The following is a 16,302-nucleotide window of genomic DNA, read 5'->3' on the forward strand; positions in this document are numbered from 1 at the left end:
CCGATCACCACGGCATCGTACTCGGTCGCGTTCAATCCTGGGGGTGGTGACGACATCGCGGGACTACCGATCGGGGGATGGAGATTTCGGTCCGAAGCCCGTAAACGTCGCCAAAACGTCGCCTCCGCGCAACTTCAACCACATTTTCTCACGCAGAGCCGCAGAGGCCGCGGAGTACTTCATCGCGCGACGAAGTACTCTGCGACCTCTGCGGCTCTGCGTGAGAATGCAGTTGCTTTTGGCTCAGTGCCCGCCCGCCGCCGCGCCGACGGCCGTCGCTGCCTCCGCCGCCTCGGGGCCGCCGTGGGGCAGGAAGTAGAACGCGATGCCCAGGATGATGTACACGGCCAGCAGCTGCAGGCCCTCCATCCAGTTGGTCTCGCCGTCGCTGGCCACCAGCGCCATGATCCCCACGCACACCCCCACCGCCAGCACCTCGAAAGGCGTGAAGATGAGGTCCATGGGGCGCGGCGCGATGAAGTAGCTCAGGAACAGCAGCAGCGGCGCCACGAACAGCGCCACCTGGATGGACGAGCCCACGGCGATGTTGATGGCCGCGTCCATCTTGTTCTTGGCCGCCATGATGATGGCCGTGGAGTGCTCGGCCGCGTTGCCGATGATGGCCACGACGATCACGCCCACGAAGATCTCGCTCCAGCCCAGCATCTCGGCCGTGGCCTCGGCGGCGCCCACGAGGAACTCGGCCATCACCGCCACGCCGATGGTCGCCAGCACCAGCATGCCGATGCTGCGGCCCAGGGGCGCGTGGTCCACGTACGCGCCCTCCGGCTCCTCGGCGCCCGCGTCGCCCATGTACAGGTGCTTGTGCGTGCGCAGGGTAAAGAAGAGGCTGGCGATGTACGTCGCCATCAGCACGACGGCGATCTCCAGGCTCAGGTTGCGCTCCGCGCCAGGCGCCGAGTTGCCCACGATGCTGTGGAACACGGCGGGCACCACCAGGCCCACGGCGCTCAGCACCAGCAGCGTGGTGCCCACGCCCGCGGCCGTGCGGTTGAAGCGCTGCGTCTCGAACTTGAAGCCGCCCACCATGGCGCTCAGGCCGAACACCAGCAGCACGTTGCCGATGATGGAGCCGGTGATGGACGCCTTGACCAGGTCGAACAGGCCGGCGCGCAGGGCCACGATGGCGATGATGAGCTCCGCCGCGTTGCCGAAGGTGGCGTTCAGCAGGCCGCCCACGCCCTCGCCCACGCGCTCGGCGATCTCCTCGGTGGCGTGGCCCATCATCCCGGCCAAGGGGATCACGCCCAGGCAGGAGATGACGAAGATCCACATGGGCGGCGAGTGGAACACCCACTCCATGAGCATCGCCACGGGCACGAACACCAGCAGCGCGTTCATCAGGTTGCCGGCGGAGAGCAGGGGGCGCTTGCCGGTGGTCGTCGTCGCCAAGGATCGAGGTCGGGTTCGAGGTTCTGCGGCCGGTGCTCGCGCTTTCGGGCGTCCAGAGTAAGGGCCCGTGGAGTGCCGCGCAACGGACACGCCACGCGGCCTCCCACGCCGGATCGCCCGCCCGCGCGCCGCATCCGGTGCCCGGCCGGATACGGGCGCGGAGGCGGATGCGTTTCACGTGCGGCGACGGATGCGGTGCGGGGATCTGCCAGGGACGGCATCGCGCGATTCGGCCGGGCCCGCGCGGGGCGCCCCCTCCGCTCGCCCAGGCTCGCACCTCCCCCAAAAACCCTGGGGGAGGTTGAACGGCATCTGCCATCTCGCAGGTGCGGATGCAGAAAGCCCCTCCTCCTGAAGCCGGAGAAGGGGCCGAATCGCCCAGGAGAGCCTGACGCCGCGCGCGGACCCGCAGGCTATTCCCTATTCCCTGTTCCCTATTCCCTGCAGTCCCGGGCGCGGCACGTACTCCATCACCCGGTCCGGGCCCTCCACGCGGGCGGAGACCAGCCGGTCTCGGCCCTCGCCCTTGGCCTGGTACAGGGCGCGGTCCGCCACCTCCACCAGCGCGTCGGGATCCACCAGGTCCGAGCCCACGGACACGCCCATGCTGGCCGTCACCTGCACGGCCGCGCCGCCCGCCACGGGCACGCGCATCTCCGCCAGGTTGGCCCGGAACCGCTCGCAGAACGCCAGCGCGCCCGCCAGGTCCGTGTCGTACAGCAGCACGGCGAACTCCTCGCCGCCAAAGCGCGCCGGCAGGTCCAGGTTACGGGCGCTGGAGCGCAGCAGCCGCCCCACGCGCGCCAGCACCTGGTCGCCCACGCGGTGGCCGTGCGTGTCGTTGATGCGCTTGAAGTGGTCCAGGTCGATCATCACCAGCGCCAGCGACCCGCCCGTGCGCCGCAGCCGGCCCGACTCGCGCCGCAGGGCATCCTCCAGCACGTGCCGCCGCGACAGCTCCGTCAGCGGGTCCACCAGGGCGGCCACCTCCGTGAGCGCCCACTGGCCCGCCGTGGCCGTGCCCACGGCCATCAGGAACACGAAGAAGCCGATCCAGAACACCCCCGGCAGCCCCGGCAGCACGCGGGCAACGGGGATGAAGGCGAAGTACTCGCTCAGCAGGTCGTACGCGAGCGAGACGGAGAACGCCGCCGTCCCCAGCAGCAGCGTGCGCGCGTGCGGCGCCGGCGTGCCCGAGCCGGGGCGCGACGCCTTCCACGCCCGGACGACGACGGTGACCAGGCCCATCACCAGCGCGCCGTCGATCCACTGGTTGAACTCCGCCAGCCGCGGCAGGGGCAGCACCAGGCCCACGGCAAAGGCCGCCGCGAAGGCCCCGTGCACCAGCCGCGTCCGCCGTCCGCCCCGCAGGCCAAAGAGCCGGTTGACGAGCGCCACGTACGCCGGGCCGCCCGCCAGCAGCGACAGCAGCCCCACGCGGTACGGGTGCATGACGGGGATGAGCGCTCCCTGCACGGGCTCGGCGTAGGTGGAGCCGTACACGCACACGCACAGGCACACGGCCGCGAACAGCAGGTTCTCGCGCGCGGCGCGCCGGCGCAGCCAGAACGCCAGGTGGTACACGCCGATGGCCAGGAAGAACGACACCAGCCCGCCGACGACCACCGAGCGCGGCGAGCGGCGCGACGCCAGCGTGTCGTAGCGCGCCACGAGGACGGGCGTCATGAGCCCGCCGTAGGCGTAGGCGTTGTAGACGCGCACGGCCACCACGTGCCGCCCGTCCACGGCCCGGTCCAGCACCGAGTCGGGGATGAAGAACGGGCGCAGCACCACGCCTTCCATGAAGTCCGGCGGCATCCCGCCGCGCGTGCCCACCCGGACGCCGTTCCAGTACACCTCGAACGCGTCGCCCACGGTGCCGAAGCGAAGGCCCAGGGGCGCCCCGCGCAGCCCGTCCGGCAGCCGCACCTCGCGACGGTACCAGCCGTAGCCGTTGTAGTCGCCGATCCCGTCCTCCCACGGCGCGGGCACCCGCAGCGTGGTCCACGCGCGGTCGTCCAGCGACGGCGACGCCCACGCGGTGGCGTCGCCCGCGTGAAAGCGCCAGGCACCGTCCAGCGACACCGAGTCCGCCGATTGGGCAAACGCGGGCGCGGCCAGCAGCGTCAGCAGGACGAGGAGGATGCGGATCACGGGGAGCGCGCGGCGGGAGAGGGAGGTCCGGCGGCCCAAATGGTACAGGCCGCACGGCGTGCGGTCAAGTCACGCGTGCGCGCCTGCGACTTGCATGGACGCCCGGCGGCGCGATACGTTCCGCGCCCGCGCAACCCGTTTTGCCGCAACCCGTTCCCCAAAGGAGACCCGCGCATGAGCAGCCTCGCACCGTCCGGGCGCCCGGGGCACCTCGCCAGCCTGGCCCTGATGGCCGGTCCGCGCTACGGCGAAGAGCTGCCCGTTCCCTCTCCCGTCGTGACCGTGGGACGCGCCGCGGGGTGCGACGTGGTGGTGGACGACGACTCCGTCAGCGCCCAGCACGCCCGGCTGGAGTACGACCTGGGCGCGTGGCGCATCACGGACCTGCAGTCCATCAACGGCACGGCCGTGGAGGGCGTCAAGCTGGCCCCCAACGTGCCCACGCCGCTCCCGTACGGCGCCACCGTGCGCCTGGGCGGCGTGCAGCTGCAGTTCCGCGAGGCCGAAGGGGCGGACGTGGAATCCGCCAAGGCCGGGTACGTGGCGCCCGAGGCGCCGCGCACCCTGCGCGAGGAGCGCTCCGGCGCGCGGTTCCCCCTGTGGCTGGTGCTGCTCATCCTGATCCTGGCGGCCGTGATCGGCATGATCATCTACACCAACTACGCCCGCAGCACGGGCACGGTGATGAACGTGGATCACCCGGCCGCCACGGCCCTCCTGGCGCTCGCCGCCGCGCCGTGAAGCTGCGCTGGCAGGCCGCCGGCGCCACCCACGTGGGGCGCGTGCGCCGGGGGAACGAGGATTCGCTCCTGGTGGATGCCGAGCGCGGCATCTTCCTGGTGGCCGACGGGATGGGCGGCCACGCCGCGGGGGAGATCGCCAGCATGCTGGCCACGGACGCCGTGGGCACCCTGCTGCGCGAGGGCATCGACCAGGGGCTCCAGGCCGACGCCCTGCTGGAGCGGATGGTGGAGGCGCTCAAGCTGGCGGACGCCGCCATCGAGCGGCACGTGCTGGAGAACCCGTCCACCAGGGGGATGGGCACCACGGTCACGGCCGTCGTGCTGTGCGCGGACGGCACCTACCGCCTGGGCCACATCGGCGACAGCCGCGCGTACCTGATGCGGAACGGTGAGCTGACGCAGATCACGCGCGACCACACGTGGGTGCAGCGCGAAGTGGACGAGGGGCGATTGACGGCGCAGGGCGCGCGGCGGCATCGCCTGTCGCACATCCTGACCCGCGCGTTGGGGGCCGATTCCACCGACGAGCCCGACGTGCTCTCCGGGACGCTGCTGCCGGGCGACCGACTGCTGCTGTGCACGGACGGGCTCACGGGGATGCTGACGGACCGGATGATCGCCAAGGTGCTGCGCCTGGAGATTCGCCTGGAGGACCGCCTGGCCGAGCTCATCCGCCAGGCCAACGAGCGCGGCGGCCGCGACAACGTGACCGCCGTGCTGGTGGAGATCCTGGAGGAGGCGGTCGAGGAGCGGCGGCTGGACTAGCGCCGGGTATGCGATGGATGCCGGATGGATGACAGGAGAGGGCGCACGGGCTGGATGCCGTGCGCCCTCTTCCGTTTCTGATTGCGCGGCTCGCGACGGAGCGACTGAAGTCGCCGCAACGACAGCGGAAAGCCTCGCAAACTGCGCGAGGCTTCAACTACGTGAACCGCGCGCCGGTGCACGACATCCGGTCCGCCTGGGGCAGTCCGCGCAGGCGGACTTCGTGCCTTTCCAGCGGCGAATTCATTCGCTCCTGGCGTCGCGGACCGCGCCTCGGTGCACTCACTCCGCGTGCGGCAGGAGCCGTCGGCGCAGGCCGACATCACGTTTTCGGTGCCGCGATTTCAATCGCCGGGGCTGGGACGCCGCCGCCCCCTCCCGGTCTCACCCTTCGCCCTGGCCCATCATCCGCCGATCCGCCTCTGCCGATCCGCATCGGCCTAGTCCGCCGTCCGATCACCTCATCCGCCGATCCACATCCGCCGATCCACATCCGCCGATCCGCCGCATCCACCGTCTACTGCTGGGCGTCGCCTCCGCCGGCGGCCGGGCCGTTCTCGGGGACGAGCGACACCTGCACGTAGCGCGAGCGGTCCAAATAGCGACGGGCGGCGTCGCGCAGGCGCTCCACCGTGAGGCCGGCGGAGAGCGGCTCGTCGTCGATCATCCGGATGTCCCAGCCCATGCGGTCGTAGCTCAGCAGCCGGCCCAGCCAGAAGTCGTTCTCCCGCAGCGCCGTCTCGCGCGACCGGCGGGCGGCCTCGCGCACCTTGTCCACCTCCTCCTGCGTGGGCCCCGCCGCGCGTACGCTGTCCAGCACGGCGAACACCACGCCCGTGAGCTCGTCCACGCGCTCCGGCGCGGAGCCAAAGTTCACGATGAACGAGTACCGCGCGTACGGGTCGCGCTCCACGCCGCCGGACACGCCCACGCCGTACGTGCCGCCCAGGTCCTCGCGCAGCCGCTCGCGCAGCCGGATCTCCAGCGCCTGCGCCAGCCCGCTGATCTCGGCCGTGGCCTCGCGCGAGAACTCCGCCGGGCCCGTAAAGACGAGGGCCGTGCGCGCCTTGGGCTCCACGCCGCGCCGCACCGTCCGCCGCACGACGCCCGCCGGCGGCCGGATGCCGATGTCGCGCCAGCGCTCGCCGGATCCCGTGCCCGGCAGCGACGCCAGGTACGTCTCCGCCAGGGGCCGCAGCGAGTCGGGGTCGAAGCGGCCCACGAAGTAGAAGGTGAAGTCGCCCGCGTCGGCGAACCGCTCGCGGTAGATGGCGAGGGAGCGGTCGATGTCCAGCGAGTCGAACGTGGCCGTGGTGAACGGCCGCGCGCGCACGTGGTTCTGCGAGAGGATGGCGTTGAGCGTGTCGCCGAACGCCGACTCGGGCGTCACGCCGCGGTTGCGCAGGGCCTCGCGGCCGCGCTGCAGGTACGCCGTCCACGAGGCCGTGTCGCGCCGCGGCTGCGTGAAGTACAGGTGCACCAGCTGAAAGAGCGTCTCCACGTCGCGCGGGGCCGCGAAGCCGTTCATCCCCTCGGAGTACTCGCTGACGTTGCTGCCCACGGACGCGGCCTTGCCCGTGAGCCGCTTCTGCAGGTCCGTCAGCGACAGCTCGCCCACGCCGCCCAGCTGCACGGCGGCCGTGGCCGTCTGCCCGTAGCGGTACAGGCTGTCGGGGAGCAGCGAGAGCCCGCCCTGGCTGGTGGCGGCGAACAGGATCTCGTCGTCCTTGAAGTCCGTGGGCTTGAGCACCACCCGCGCGCCGTTGGAAAGCGTCCAGCGGATCACGCCCACGTCCGTCACGGAATCGACCTCCACCACGCGTCCCGGCGTGGGCGCGCGGGCCAGCAGGGGCGCGTCGGACAGCGTCTCCGTCCACGGGTCCAGCGGGGCGCGCGCCACGCTGTCGGCCACGAGCGCCAGCCGCGCCTCCGTGGGCTGCGCCAGCCCCTCGCGCGCGGGCCCCGTCACGAGCACGGCGCGGTCGCGGTGCGCGGCGATGCGGCGCGCGGCCGCGTTCACCTCGTCCAGGGTGATGGCGGGGACGAGCGCCGTCTGCAGGGCGTAGTCGTCCTCCACGGTGCGCAGCACGCCCCCGCGAAGAAAGTGCTCCGCGTACTGGCTGGCGAACTGGCCCGACGTGGTCTTGGCCCGCTCGGCGTAGATCTGCTCCCACAGGCGCAGGAGGTCCGCCTTCTCCCGCTCCAGCTCCGCGGCCGTGAAGCCGTGGCGGGCGGCGCGCTCCACCTCGGTCGTCAGGCCGGCCAGTCCGCGCTCGGTGCCGCCCTCGGCCACGGACGCCGTGAGGACGAACGTCTCCAGGGGACGCAGCGAGGCGCCCTGGTACGAGCCCACGTCCAGGAACGGCGCGTCGGGGCGCAGGGTGATCTCGTTCATCCGGTCGCCCAGCATCCCCGCGTAGATGCCCTCGACGATGCCGCGCCGCACGTCCGCCACGGCGGTGTCCGGCCGATCCGGGATCATCCAGTTGATGCTCACCTGCCCGCGCGGCAGCTCCGGGTCCACCGTCACCATGTACCGCGTGCTGTCGGGGAAGGGCAGGGTGGTCTCCGGCCGGTCCACGGGCTGCGCGGACGCCGGGATGCCGCCGAACTCCTCGCGGATGCGGGCCTCGATCTCCCGCGGATCAAAGTCGCCCACGGCCACGACGGCCATCAGCTCCGGCCGGTACCAGCGCTCGTAGAAGCGCCGCAGCGTGGCGGGCCGGAACGTCCGCAGCGTGGACGTGTCGCCGATGGGCAGGCGCTCGGCGTAGCGCGACCCGGCGAACAGGAAGGGGAACTGGCGATCCGACACACGGCCGCCGGCGCCGCGGCTCAGGCGCCACTCCTCCATCACCACGCCGCGCTCCGCCTCGATCTCGGCGGAGTCCAGGCTGATGTCCGTGGCCCAGTCACGCAGGATCTGCAGCCCCGTGTCCAGCACGCCCGCGCTGTCGGTGGGCAGCTGCAGCATGTACACGGTCTCGTCGAAGCTCGTGTACGCGTTGACGTCCGGCCCGAACCGCATGCCCACGCGCTCCAGGTAGTTGACGATCTCGTGCTCCTGGAAGCGCCGCGTGCCGTTGAACGCCATGTGCTCCAGGAAGTGCGCCAGCCCGCGCTGGTCGGCGTCCTCGAGGACGGAGCCGGCGTTCACCACCAGGCGCAGCTCGGCGCGGGCGCGCGGCTCGGCGTTGCGGCGCACGTAGTAGGTGAGCCCGTTGGGCAGCGTGCCCCGGACCACGGCCGTGTCGCCTCGCAGGTCCACCCGCGGCTGCGCGGCGGATGCGGCCGCCTCGGTCGGCGCGTCGGACGACGGCGCGGGCGTCTGCGTGGACGCGCACGCGGCCAGCGCGAGCACGGCGAGGGGCAGGGCATGGAAGCGATGCATGGACAACGAGATCCGTGGATCGGGAAGGATGACGGTTCTGGCGGATGAAGGGACCGCGAACGTGGTACGATCCACGCGCGCGCGGGTTCCGTTTCGGGGGCGATGGCAGGGCTCGAGCCGACGGAGCAGACGCCAGTCTGGGCGGAGATGGTCGGACGCCGAGCCCGCGACGGAGCGGATAAATCCGCCGCTGGGACAGCGGTAAGCCCGGTCTCGCGCCGACGCGCTCTGCGAACAGGGCTTCAACCGCCAACACGGGCCGCCACCCGGCGGGAGGCGTGCGCCGCGCGGGCCGAGGGATCGGTCCGCCGGGCAGGTGCCATCCACCGCGTCCCGGGGCTCGTGGAAGTATACACCCTCTCCCGCGCAGTTTGCGGGAGAGGGTGCGAGCGACAGCGAGCGGGTGAGGGTTATTTCGCCAGGTTGATGTTCACGTACTCGTCCTCACCCGTCACGTCGCGGACGACGTGGTCGCGCAGCCAGTCGGGCGGGGTGACGAGGTGGTCCTCGGACGGGAGCTCGATCTCCGCCAGGACCAGATCGCGATCACGGAACCGGTCGATCTCCCACGTCAGGTCGCCGTCCGCCACGCGGTAGCGCAGCTTGCGCACGCGCCGGCCCTTCGTCAGCGGCCACAGGCGGCGGAAGGTGGATTCGTCACACTCCTCCTCCACCTCCACGCGGCTGATGCCGGTCCCCAGCTTGACCGTGCGGTAGTAGCGCGCCGGCTCGCCCCGGCGGCGAACGCGGCGCACGCGCTCCTGCAGCCGCGCGCCCGGCAGGTAGCCCTGCGCGAGGTCCGTCTTGAGCGCGCCCTTGGGCAGCTTCGGCATCCGGTGGAGCAGGAACTTGCGCTCGATCTCCACGTTCTCCGCCCCGCCGCGGAACTGCCGCACGAGCGCATCCACCTCCTCGAAGAAGCCGTCCGCGCGGCCGCCCAGCCATCCGCCCTCCGCGTCGCCGTACAGCCGCTCCACCTCGCGACCCGCGGCGTGGGCCAGGGCGTCCAGGCCGGGGAACGCATCGGATTCACCGGCTTTTTCCGCGGCGGCGCGCTCGGCGGCGAGGAGCTGGCGGGCCACGTGGGCGTCGTGCATCTCGCCCAGCAGGTCCTGCAGCTTCTTGATCTGCTTGACGATGGCGCGCGCGGCATCGTTGTCGTCGGCGAACGGCTCCAGCAGGTAGCGCAGGCGCTTGGCCTCGATGCGCCCCTCGTGCGCCCGCTCCTGGTCCTCCACCGACGTGACGGCGGCCAGCGCGCTCCGCAGCGCCTCAGCGTGCTGCGCGACGAGGTCCGCCACGGTGCCGCCCATCCGCGGCCCCTCGCGGGGCGTCTCCGCCTGCACGCGCGCGGGATACCACTCCAGCCGCCGCGCCAGCCGCTCGTCCTCGCGCGAGAAGTCGTGCGCCACCTCCTCGCGCAGGCCGGCATCCAGCTTTTCCTGCCGCTTGCGCAGGCGGGCCAGGAGCCATTCCAGGCCGGGCGCCTGCTCGCCGGACAGGTCGCCGCGGCGGGCGTCCATCCACGCGATCATCACCTCGCCGTCGCGCGCGCCACCCGTGGCGTGGGCCAGTTTGCGCAGGCGCCGCCGGTCCTTGCGGCCAATGCCGTCCTCCAGGTGCGCGGCGTACGCGCGAACGGTGCTGCGCAGGCGGCGGATGGCCACGCGGAAGTCGTGCAGGGCCTCGGCGTCGTCCGGCTGGTCCAGGCGGGCGCGGGCGGCGCGGGCCTCGGCCAGGAACTGGAGGGCCAGCCACCGCGCGGCGCGCGGCGCGGACAGCTCCAGCAGCGCGGCGCCGCCCTTCATGCGTCCTTGCCCAGCCAGCGCAGCAGCCGCGGCGGCATGGCCCACGCGAGCACGGCGTTGCCGCCGGACGGCGGATCGTCGAACTCCAGCAGCACGGCGCCGCCCTTCTTGAAGTCCACGAACGAGTCGTTGCGCCCCGTCAGCAGCCAGCCGGCCAGGAAGCCCAGGTGCGGCTCGTGGCCCACGATGGCCACCGTGTCGCCCAGCTGGTGCGTGCGCAGCCAGCCCAGCAGCTCGTCCGGCCGGCGCTCGGGCGACAGCTCGTCCACCGTCTGCATCTCCAGCCCGCCGTAGCCCTTGGACACGAGGTCGGCCGTCTGCGTCGCGCGCAGCAGGGGCGACGCGGCCAGCACGTCGATCCGGGGCACCACGCGCGCCAGGCCGCGCACGACGCCCTTCATCTTCTTGCGGCCCTCGTCCGTCAGGGGGCGGTTGCCGTCCGGCTGTCCCGTGACGGCGAACGCGTCGCGGTCCTCGGCGATGGCGTGGCGAATCACAAGCAGCTTCATGCGCGTCTCCTCGTCATCCTCGTCCTCCCGTCGCGAACCATCCTAGTCGTCCCATCCGTCGTCCGATGCGTCCACTTCCACGAGCGCGGAGCCGTCGGACGCGTACGTCACGCTCACCTGCCAGGGCCGGCAGCAAACCTGGCAGTCTTCCACGTACTCCTGCCGCGGCCCGCTGCCGGGGTCCAGCCCGATGACGACGGACTCGCCGCAGTAGGGGCAGTGGACGTCGGCCTCGGTGTCGGCCGTGCCGTCGCCCAGGGGGAACCAGTCATCCAGCCCGGCGTCCTCGGGCTCGTCGGCGATGTAGATCATGCGATCCAAGATGCGTGCTCCGTGCCGGATCGCCAACGGGGGCCCTCACCCCGCTCGTTCCTCGCGTCCCTCTCCCGCAAACTGCGCGGGAGAGGGCGTACACTTCCACGAGCCCCGGGGCGCGGTGGACGGCTCGTGCCCGGCTGACCGGTCGGCCGATGCCGCCGCGCGTCGGCGTCCGCTCAGGCTGCGGCTCCGCTCATCTGCTGGATCATCGCCTCCGGATCCTGCACCGCTCTCCGCGCGGCTTGCCGGGGGCACGCGCGGGCGGGTACAATCCCATGCATCCGGTCACATCCGAACATCCGGCGAGGTGGATACGAACATGAAGCGCATCACCCCGTTCTCCCGCGCGGCGCTGGCCGCCGCTGCCGTCCTTTCCCTCGGCGCCTGCTCGCCCGAACCCGCGCCCGACGCCGAGCCGGCGCCCGACACGCAGGCCGCGCCCGCCGCGCAGCCCCAGGCGCAGGCCCAGCCGCAGGGCACCCCGCAGCAGCCGGCCTCGCCGCGCGACACGGCGGAGATGGCGTTCGCGGGCGAGCGCATCTACGTGGACTACGGGCGTCCGTACATGCGCGGACGCACCATCATGGGCGGGCTGGTGCCGTACGGGCGCGTGTGGCGCACGGGAGCGAACGCCGCGACCACGTTCGTCACGCCGCGCGACGTGCGCATCGGCGAAACGCTCGTTCCCGCCGGCACCTACACGCTGTACACGCTGCCGGGCGAGCAGGCGTGGCAGCTGATCGTCAACAAGCAGACGGGGCAGTGGGGCACGCAGTACGACCCGGCGCAGGACCTGACCCGCATCCCCATGAAGGTGGAGCGCACGGCCGCGCCCGTGGAGCAGTTCACCATCAGCCTGGTGCCCGGGACGGGGCTGGTGATGGAGTGGGAGAACACGCGCGTCTCCGTGCCCATCCAGCCCGCGACCGGCGGGGCGTGATGAGCGGAGCAATGGAAGAAGCCATCCGCCGGGCCGCGCACGCCGAGCCGTTCGCCCGCTTTGGCGAGTGGATGCAGCGCGCCATGGACGCCCGGGTCGCCGAGCCCACGGCCATGGCCCTCGCCACGGCGGACGAGGAGGGCCGGCCGTCCGTGCGCATGGTGCTGCTCAAGGGCTTCGACGAGCAGGGGTTCGTGTTCTACACCAACCTGGAGAGCCGCAAGGCGCGCGAGCTCACGGCCAACCCGCACGCGGCGCTGTGCCTGTTCTGGCAGCCGCTGGAGCTGCAGGTGCGCATCGAGGGCGACGTGCACCCCGTCACCGACGCCGAGGCCGACGAGTACTACGCCTCGCGCGCCCGCGGCAGCCGCATCGGCGCGTGGGCGTCGCGGCAGAGCCAGCCGCTGCAGTCGTACGACGAGCTGATGGCGCGCGTGCAGGAGTACGAGACGAAGTTCACGGGCGATGCGATCCCGCGCCCGCCGTTCTGGTCGGGGTTCCGCGTGGTGCCGCGGCGCATCGAGTTCTGGCAGGGGCGCCCCAGCCGCCTGCACGAGCGCGAGCGCTTTGACCGCGACGGTGACGGCTGGCGCGTGCAGAACCTGTATCCGTGACGATGTGATGACAGCGGGGCGGGCTCCCTCGGCCCGAAGCGAACCGGCTCCGGGCTACTGCTCGGGGCCCGTTTTTTCGCCGCTAATCCATTGTGGACGGACCGCCCATGGCCGCATCGGCGCGGAAACAGGCTTGGGCGACGGGAAATGGGTGATCACAAAAATCGCCCGATCGCCCTTCGCTCCCATGGGGACGGCTGCGTCACGTCGCTGCGGATGATGAAATCCAGCAGGTGCGCGGTGCTTCGTCACCGATCCAGGTGCGGGCGAGCCGATGGGGACAGGCGTGGTCGATCCGCTCACATGCGTCGCGTTTGTTGCGTGTGGTGGTCATGGTGGACGATGCGGGAGGACTTGAAAATACTGGAGATTTGATTAGACTGAAGCACACGATTGTTGCGCGAGGAGGAACGTCATGGTCCCCCAGAGAAAGCTGCCCTCGGGGCAGCCCGGTCCCGACGAGGTGCCCGACATGAGCAACCCCATCCCGTTCAGGCCGGCGCTGCGGGGCGCCGGCAACGTGGTGCCGCTGCACCGGCGCCCGCCCCGGCCCGGCAAGCAGGCCCGCGACGCCGAGTGGGTCAACCTGCAAAACGTCGATCCCGACGTTTGCATCCAGCGGGCGTACTACCTGGAGGCGCGTAAGGGCTTCGCCACCGACTCGGCCCTCGCCGAGGCCATGGGCGTGAACCGCAGCCAGGTGTCGCGCTGGGCGCAGGGCCGCGCCGCGCACGCCGAGAACGCGTGGCTGCTGCGCGACCTGGCCACCGCAGTCTCGCGCATGGCCGACTTCTACAACCCGGCCAGCATCAACCGGTGGCTGTTCGGGGCCAACCCCGACCTGGGCGGGGAGCCGCCCATGGTCCTGCTGCGCCAGGGACGCCTGCCCGAGGTGCTCATGGCCATCGAGGCGCAAACCAGCGGCGCCTTCGGCTGAGCATGGACACGCCGCGCCGCAGCATCGCGCACGGGGTGCTGTGGCGGGCCTTTCCGTGGGACCGCGCGGCGCCCGAGGGGGCGCCGTTTTCATGCCGGTCGGTGGCGCCGCCGCACCGGCAGAACTACGGGCGCTTCGACCTGCGCGGAAGTCCGTCCGTGCTGTACCTGGCTCAGTCGCCCGCGCACGCACTGGCGGAAGTGCTGCGCGGGCTCAAGGCCCATCCCGACGACCCGGCGCGCCGCCATGGCATCTACCCGGAAGACCTGCTGGGTCCCATGGGTCTGCCGCGCGCCGTCGTGAGTGTGCGCCTGCCGCCGCGCGTGGCCGATGCCGTGCCGGACTGCTGCGAGGGCGACGTGCTGGCGCGCCTTGGTGTGCGTGCGGACGAGATGTGCTCGCGCGACCGTGCCGTCACGCAGGCGGCGGCGCGTCGCATCTACCAGCACCCGGACTCGGTGCCCGGCTTTGTCTGGTGGTCGGCGCTGCATGGCGACTGGCACGCCGCCGTGCTGTTCCTGGACTGCGTGGGGATGGACGAGATGGAGTGGGGCGGTCCCGAGGTGCTGACGATGGATCATCCCGCAGTCGCCGAAGCGGCCGCGGCGCTGGGACTGGACGTGTGAGGTGGAGCCCGTTTTCCCGAATGAGCGGCATCCCGCGCCAACCTGTTCGATGAGAGCTTTCGCCCTGCTCGCATTGCTGCTGCTCGGCGCATGTGACCGAACCCCGGCTCCTTCCGCCGACGGTATGCGTCCGGTCGCGGCGGCGTGTGTCTCGCGGCCGGAAGGCACGCGCTGGGCGGGCGATTATCACTCGACCGCCGTCTTTGGAGATTCGGACGAGGAGGCGATGACCGGCGTCCTGTCAGGGGGCATCGCGGTTACCGACAGCATCGTCTACGTGCTGGAGACGGGGCGCGCTGCGCTGTGGATGCTGCGGCCGGACCTGTCCATCATCCGCCGCGTGGGGAGAGAGGGAAAGGGTCCGGGCGAGTGGAGCTTTACGGGCCTGTCCGTGCAGGGCGGGAGCATGCGGCGGGTGAGCGCATCGGCGGACCGGGTGCGGCTCTTTGACGGCGTGCGCGTCCAGGAGCTCGCGCCGGACGGTCGCTTTCGCCGGGTGCTGGTGAACGGGACCGGGGAGGGATGGCTCTCGCCGTTCCAGTCCCGCGTCGTGTTTTCCGGCGACACGCTGTTCTACAGTGCCGGCGGCTACGATCCGCTGAGCTCGGCCGCGACGGGCAGGCCCAAAGAGGCTGGACCCGGCCGCGAGGTCGGGGTGGATGGCCTCACCTCGTGGGCGGTGCGCATGCGGGTCGAGGGCGCGGACCGCGCGGTCCTCCAGTTGGGGCTGGTGCCGGTGACGGGAAGGATGGGCGTGGGGCCGGCGCACGCGTCGCCGTTGTGGGATACGAACGGCAGGTGCGTGGTCGCGTCTGATGGCGCGGAGCCCCTGCTGGTCCATGCGCCCGTGGGCGGGCGGCAGGATACCATTCGGGTGCCGCTTCCGAAGCGGGTGGACCGGATCGAGAACTACGCGGAGAGGATGCGGGGCGTTCTCCCGCCGGGCACCCGGCTGGCGGAGCCGTCCGCGCCTGCCCGGGTCAAGGACCTGATCCTGGATCCGGACGGATACGTGTGGCTCCTGCCGATGTGGTCCGAGGAGCCGGTGCCCGGTGGTGTAGAAGTGGTCCGTGTACCGCTGGGCGGTGGAGAAGCCGTCCTGGACACGGTGCCCGGGTTTCCCCGCGCATTCGGCCCGCCGGGTGTGTACTACACGGGAACGCGCGGGCTTGACGACGAACACCTCGTGGTGCGCTACGAGCAATCGGGAGCCGTGACCGCGGCCCCGTAGGTGCCCTCGGCAAAGATGGTGTCGCCGGCGGGGGCGGCGACGCGGAACCAGCGGTCGGGGGCGGCGTCGCTGGCCAGCAGCGCGGCCGTGGAGGGCAGGGGGAGCGGCGCGCGAAAGGCGATGCGCATGCGACGCAGGGCCGCCGCGTCGCCGTGCAGGCGCTGCTCGATGATGCCGTGCGCCGCGCGCGCCGCCGTGGCGAAGCCGTGCAGGATGGGCGCGCGGAATCCGAACGGACGCGCCGTCCACGGCCACAGGTGGATGGGGTTGTAGTCGCCCGAGACGCGGGCGTAGCGGCGGCCGGCGCCGGTGGGCAGGTCCCAGCGCGCCAGCTCCGCCCATCCGCCGTCCGGCGCCCGCGGCTCCGCCGGTTCTACGCGCGGCTCCGGGGCACGGGCGCCAGTGTCCCGCGGGCCGCGCATCCGCAGCATGAAGACGGACGTGCCCTGGCAGCACAGCTGGCCGGCGCCCATCCAGTTGCGGGAGAGCACGGTGAGCCGCAGGCCACGTTTGGCGCGCTCCACGCGCTCCAGCTCAACCCGGCAGCGCACGGACTCGCCGGGGCGGATGGGGCGCGTCCACACCATCTCGGTGCTTACGTGCACCATGGGTCCCAGCGGCAGCGGGTTCTCCAGGCCGGCGAACATCTCCAGGGCCAGCCCCAGCTCCCAGGTCGCGGGAAAGAACGGCGGCGCCACGCTGTCCGGGCTGCGGAACGCGGCGATGCCGTCGCCGGCCGTGGCGCGGGCGTAGGCGCGCACGTGCGCCGGGTCCACCTGGATGTCCGCGCGTTCCACGCTCACCTTGCGGCGCGGCACCGTGAGCTCCCAGTCCGGCGCGGCGCCGCGCGCCT

14 protein-coding genes are annotated in these 16,302 nt (G+C 72.0%); 7 read left to right on the plus strand and 7 right to left on the minus strand.

The window, feature by feature from the left end; genetic code table 11:
• Window positions 1-243: 243 nt before the first annotated feature.
• Complete coding sequence (cax, locus tag VFZ20_RS19005) at window positions 244-1,413, minus strand: calcium/proton exchanger (protein WP_329685508.1); 1,170 nt, start codon at window positions 1,411-1,413, stop codon at window positions 244-246.
• A gap of 420 nt (window positions 1,414-1,833) precedes the next feature.
• Window positions 1,834-3,567, minus strand: coding sequence for a diguanylate cyclase (locus tag VFZ20_RS19010; protein ID WP_329685509.1), 1,734 nt, complete (start codon window positions 3,565-3,567; stop codon window positions 1,834-1,836).
• A 174-nt stretch (window positions 3,568-3,741) separates the two neighbouring features.
• Between VFZ20_RS19010 and VFZ20_RS19015 the strand changes: the two genes are divergently transcribed.
• On the plus strand, window positions 3,742-4,308 hold the full coding sequence (locus VFZ20_RS19015) for an FHA domain-containing protein (protein WP_329685510.1): 567 nt from the start codon (window positions 3,742-3,744) through the stop codon (window positions 4,306-4,308).
• Complete coding sequence (locus tag VFZ20_RS19020; RefSeq protein WP_329685511.1) at window positions 4,305-5,075, plus strand: PP2C family serine/threonine-protein phosphatase; 771 nt, start codon at window positions 4,305-4,307, stop codon at window positions 5,073-5,075. Before VFZ20_RS19015 ends, VFZ20_RS19020 begins: the two co-directional genes overlap by 4 nt.
• A gap of 517 nt (window positions 5,076-5,592) precedes the next feature.
• On the opposite strand, the gene VFZ20_RS19025 is transcribed toward VFZ20_RS19020, so the two are convergent.
• The 4 genes from VFZ20_RS19025 to VFZ20_RS19040 all read right to left on the minus strand — a co-directional run bounded on the left by VFZ20_RS19025 (window position 5,593) and on the right by VFZ20_RS19040 (window position 11,095).
• Window positions 5,593-8,466, minus strand: a complete 2,874-nt coding sequence (locus VFZ20_RS19025; protein ID WP_329685512.1) for an insulinase family protein — start codon at window positions 8,464-8,466, stop codon at window positions 5,593-5,595.
• A gap of 410 nt (window positions 8,467-8,876) precedes the next feature.
• On the minus strand, window positions 8,877-10,274 hold the full coding sequence (locus VFZ20_RS19030) for a CHAD domain-containing protein (protein ID WP_329685513.1): 1,398 nt from the start codon (window positions 10,272-10,274) through the stop codon (window positions 8,877-8,879).
• A complete protein-coding gene (locus VFZ20_RS19035) occupies window positions 10,271-10,783 on the minus strand; it encodes a SixA phosphatase family protein (RefSeq protein ID WP_329685514.1) in 513 nt (170 codons plus the stop codon). The genes VFZ20_RS19030 and VFZ20_RS19035 overlap by 4 nt, the downstream gene beginning before the upstream one ends.
• 42 nt (window positions 10,784-10,825) lie before the next feature.
• A complete protein-coding gene (locus tag VFZ20_RS19040) occupies window positions 10,826-11,095 on the minus strand; it encodes a CPXCG motif-containing cysteine-rich protein (RefSeq protein ID WP_329685521.1) in 270 nt (89 codons plus the stop codon).
• Window positions 11,096-11,420: 325 nt separating this feature from the next.
• Between VFZ20_RS19040 and VFZ20_RS19045 the strand changes: the two genes are divergently transcribed.
• The 5 genes from VFZ20_RS19045 (at window position 11,421) to VFZ20_RS19065 (ending at window position 15,449) form a co-directional block, all read left to right on the plus strand.
• A complete protein-coding gene (locus tag VFZ20_RS19045) occupies window positions 11,421-12,041 on the plus strand; it encodes a DUF2911 domain-containing protein (RefSeq protein ID WP_329685515.1) in 621 nt (206 codons plus the stop codon).
• Window positions 12,041-12,655, plus strand: a complete 615-nt coding sequence (gene pdxH / locus VFZ20_RS19050) for a pyridoxamine 5'-phosphate oxidase (RefSeq protein WP_329685516.1) — start codon at window positions 12,041-12,043, stop codon at window positions 12,653-12,655. The genes VFZ20_RS19045 and pdxH overlap by 1 nt, the downstream gene beginning before the upstream one ends.
• 415 nt (window positions 12,656-13,070) lie before the next feature.
• Complete coding sequence (locus VFZ20_RS19055) at window positions 13,071-13,592, plus strand: hypothetical protein (protein WP_329685517.1); 522 nt, start codon at window positions 13,071-13,073, stop codon at window positions 13,590-13,592.
• A 2-nt stretch (window positions 13,593-13,594) separates the two neighbouring features.
• Window positions 13,595-14,218, plus strand: coding sequence for an RES family NAD+ phosphorylase (locus VFZ20_RS19060; protein ID WP_329685518.1), 624 nt, complete (start codon window positions 13,595-13,597; stop codon window positions 14,216-14,218).
• Window positions 14,219-14,444: 226 nt separating this feature from the next.
• The gene (locus VFZ20_RS19065) at window positions 14,445-15,449 is read left to right on the plus strand and encodes a hypothetical protein (RefSeq protein WP_329685519.1); all 1,005 of its coding nucleotides are present in this window, start codon (window positions 14,445-14,447) and stop codon (window positions 15,447-15,449) included.
• Here VFZ20_RS19065 and VFZ20_RS19070 read toward each other — a convergent pair.
• A partial coding sequence (locus VFZ20_RS19070; protein ID WP_329685520.1) for a MaoC/PaaZ C-terminal domain-containing protein occupies window positions 15,413-16,302 on the minus strand: 890 nt, incomplete at its 5' end. The two genes, VFZ20_RS19065 and VFZ20_RS19070, sit on opposite strands and share 37 nt — an antisense overlap.

It is taken from the genome of Longimicrobium sp. (assembly GCF_036280135.1).
Taxonomy (GTDB): Bacteria; Gemmatimonadota; Gemmatimonadetes; order Longimicrobiales; family Longimicrobiaceae; genus Longimicrobium.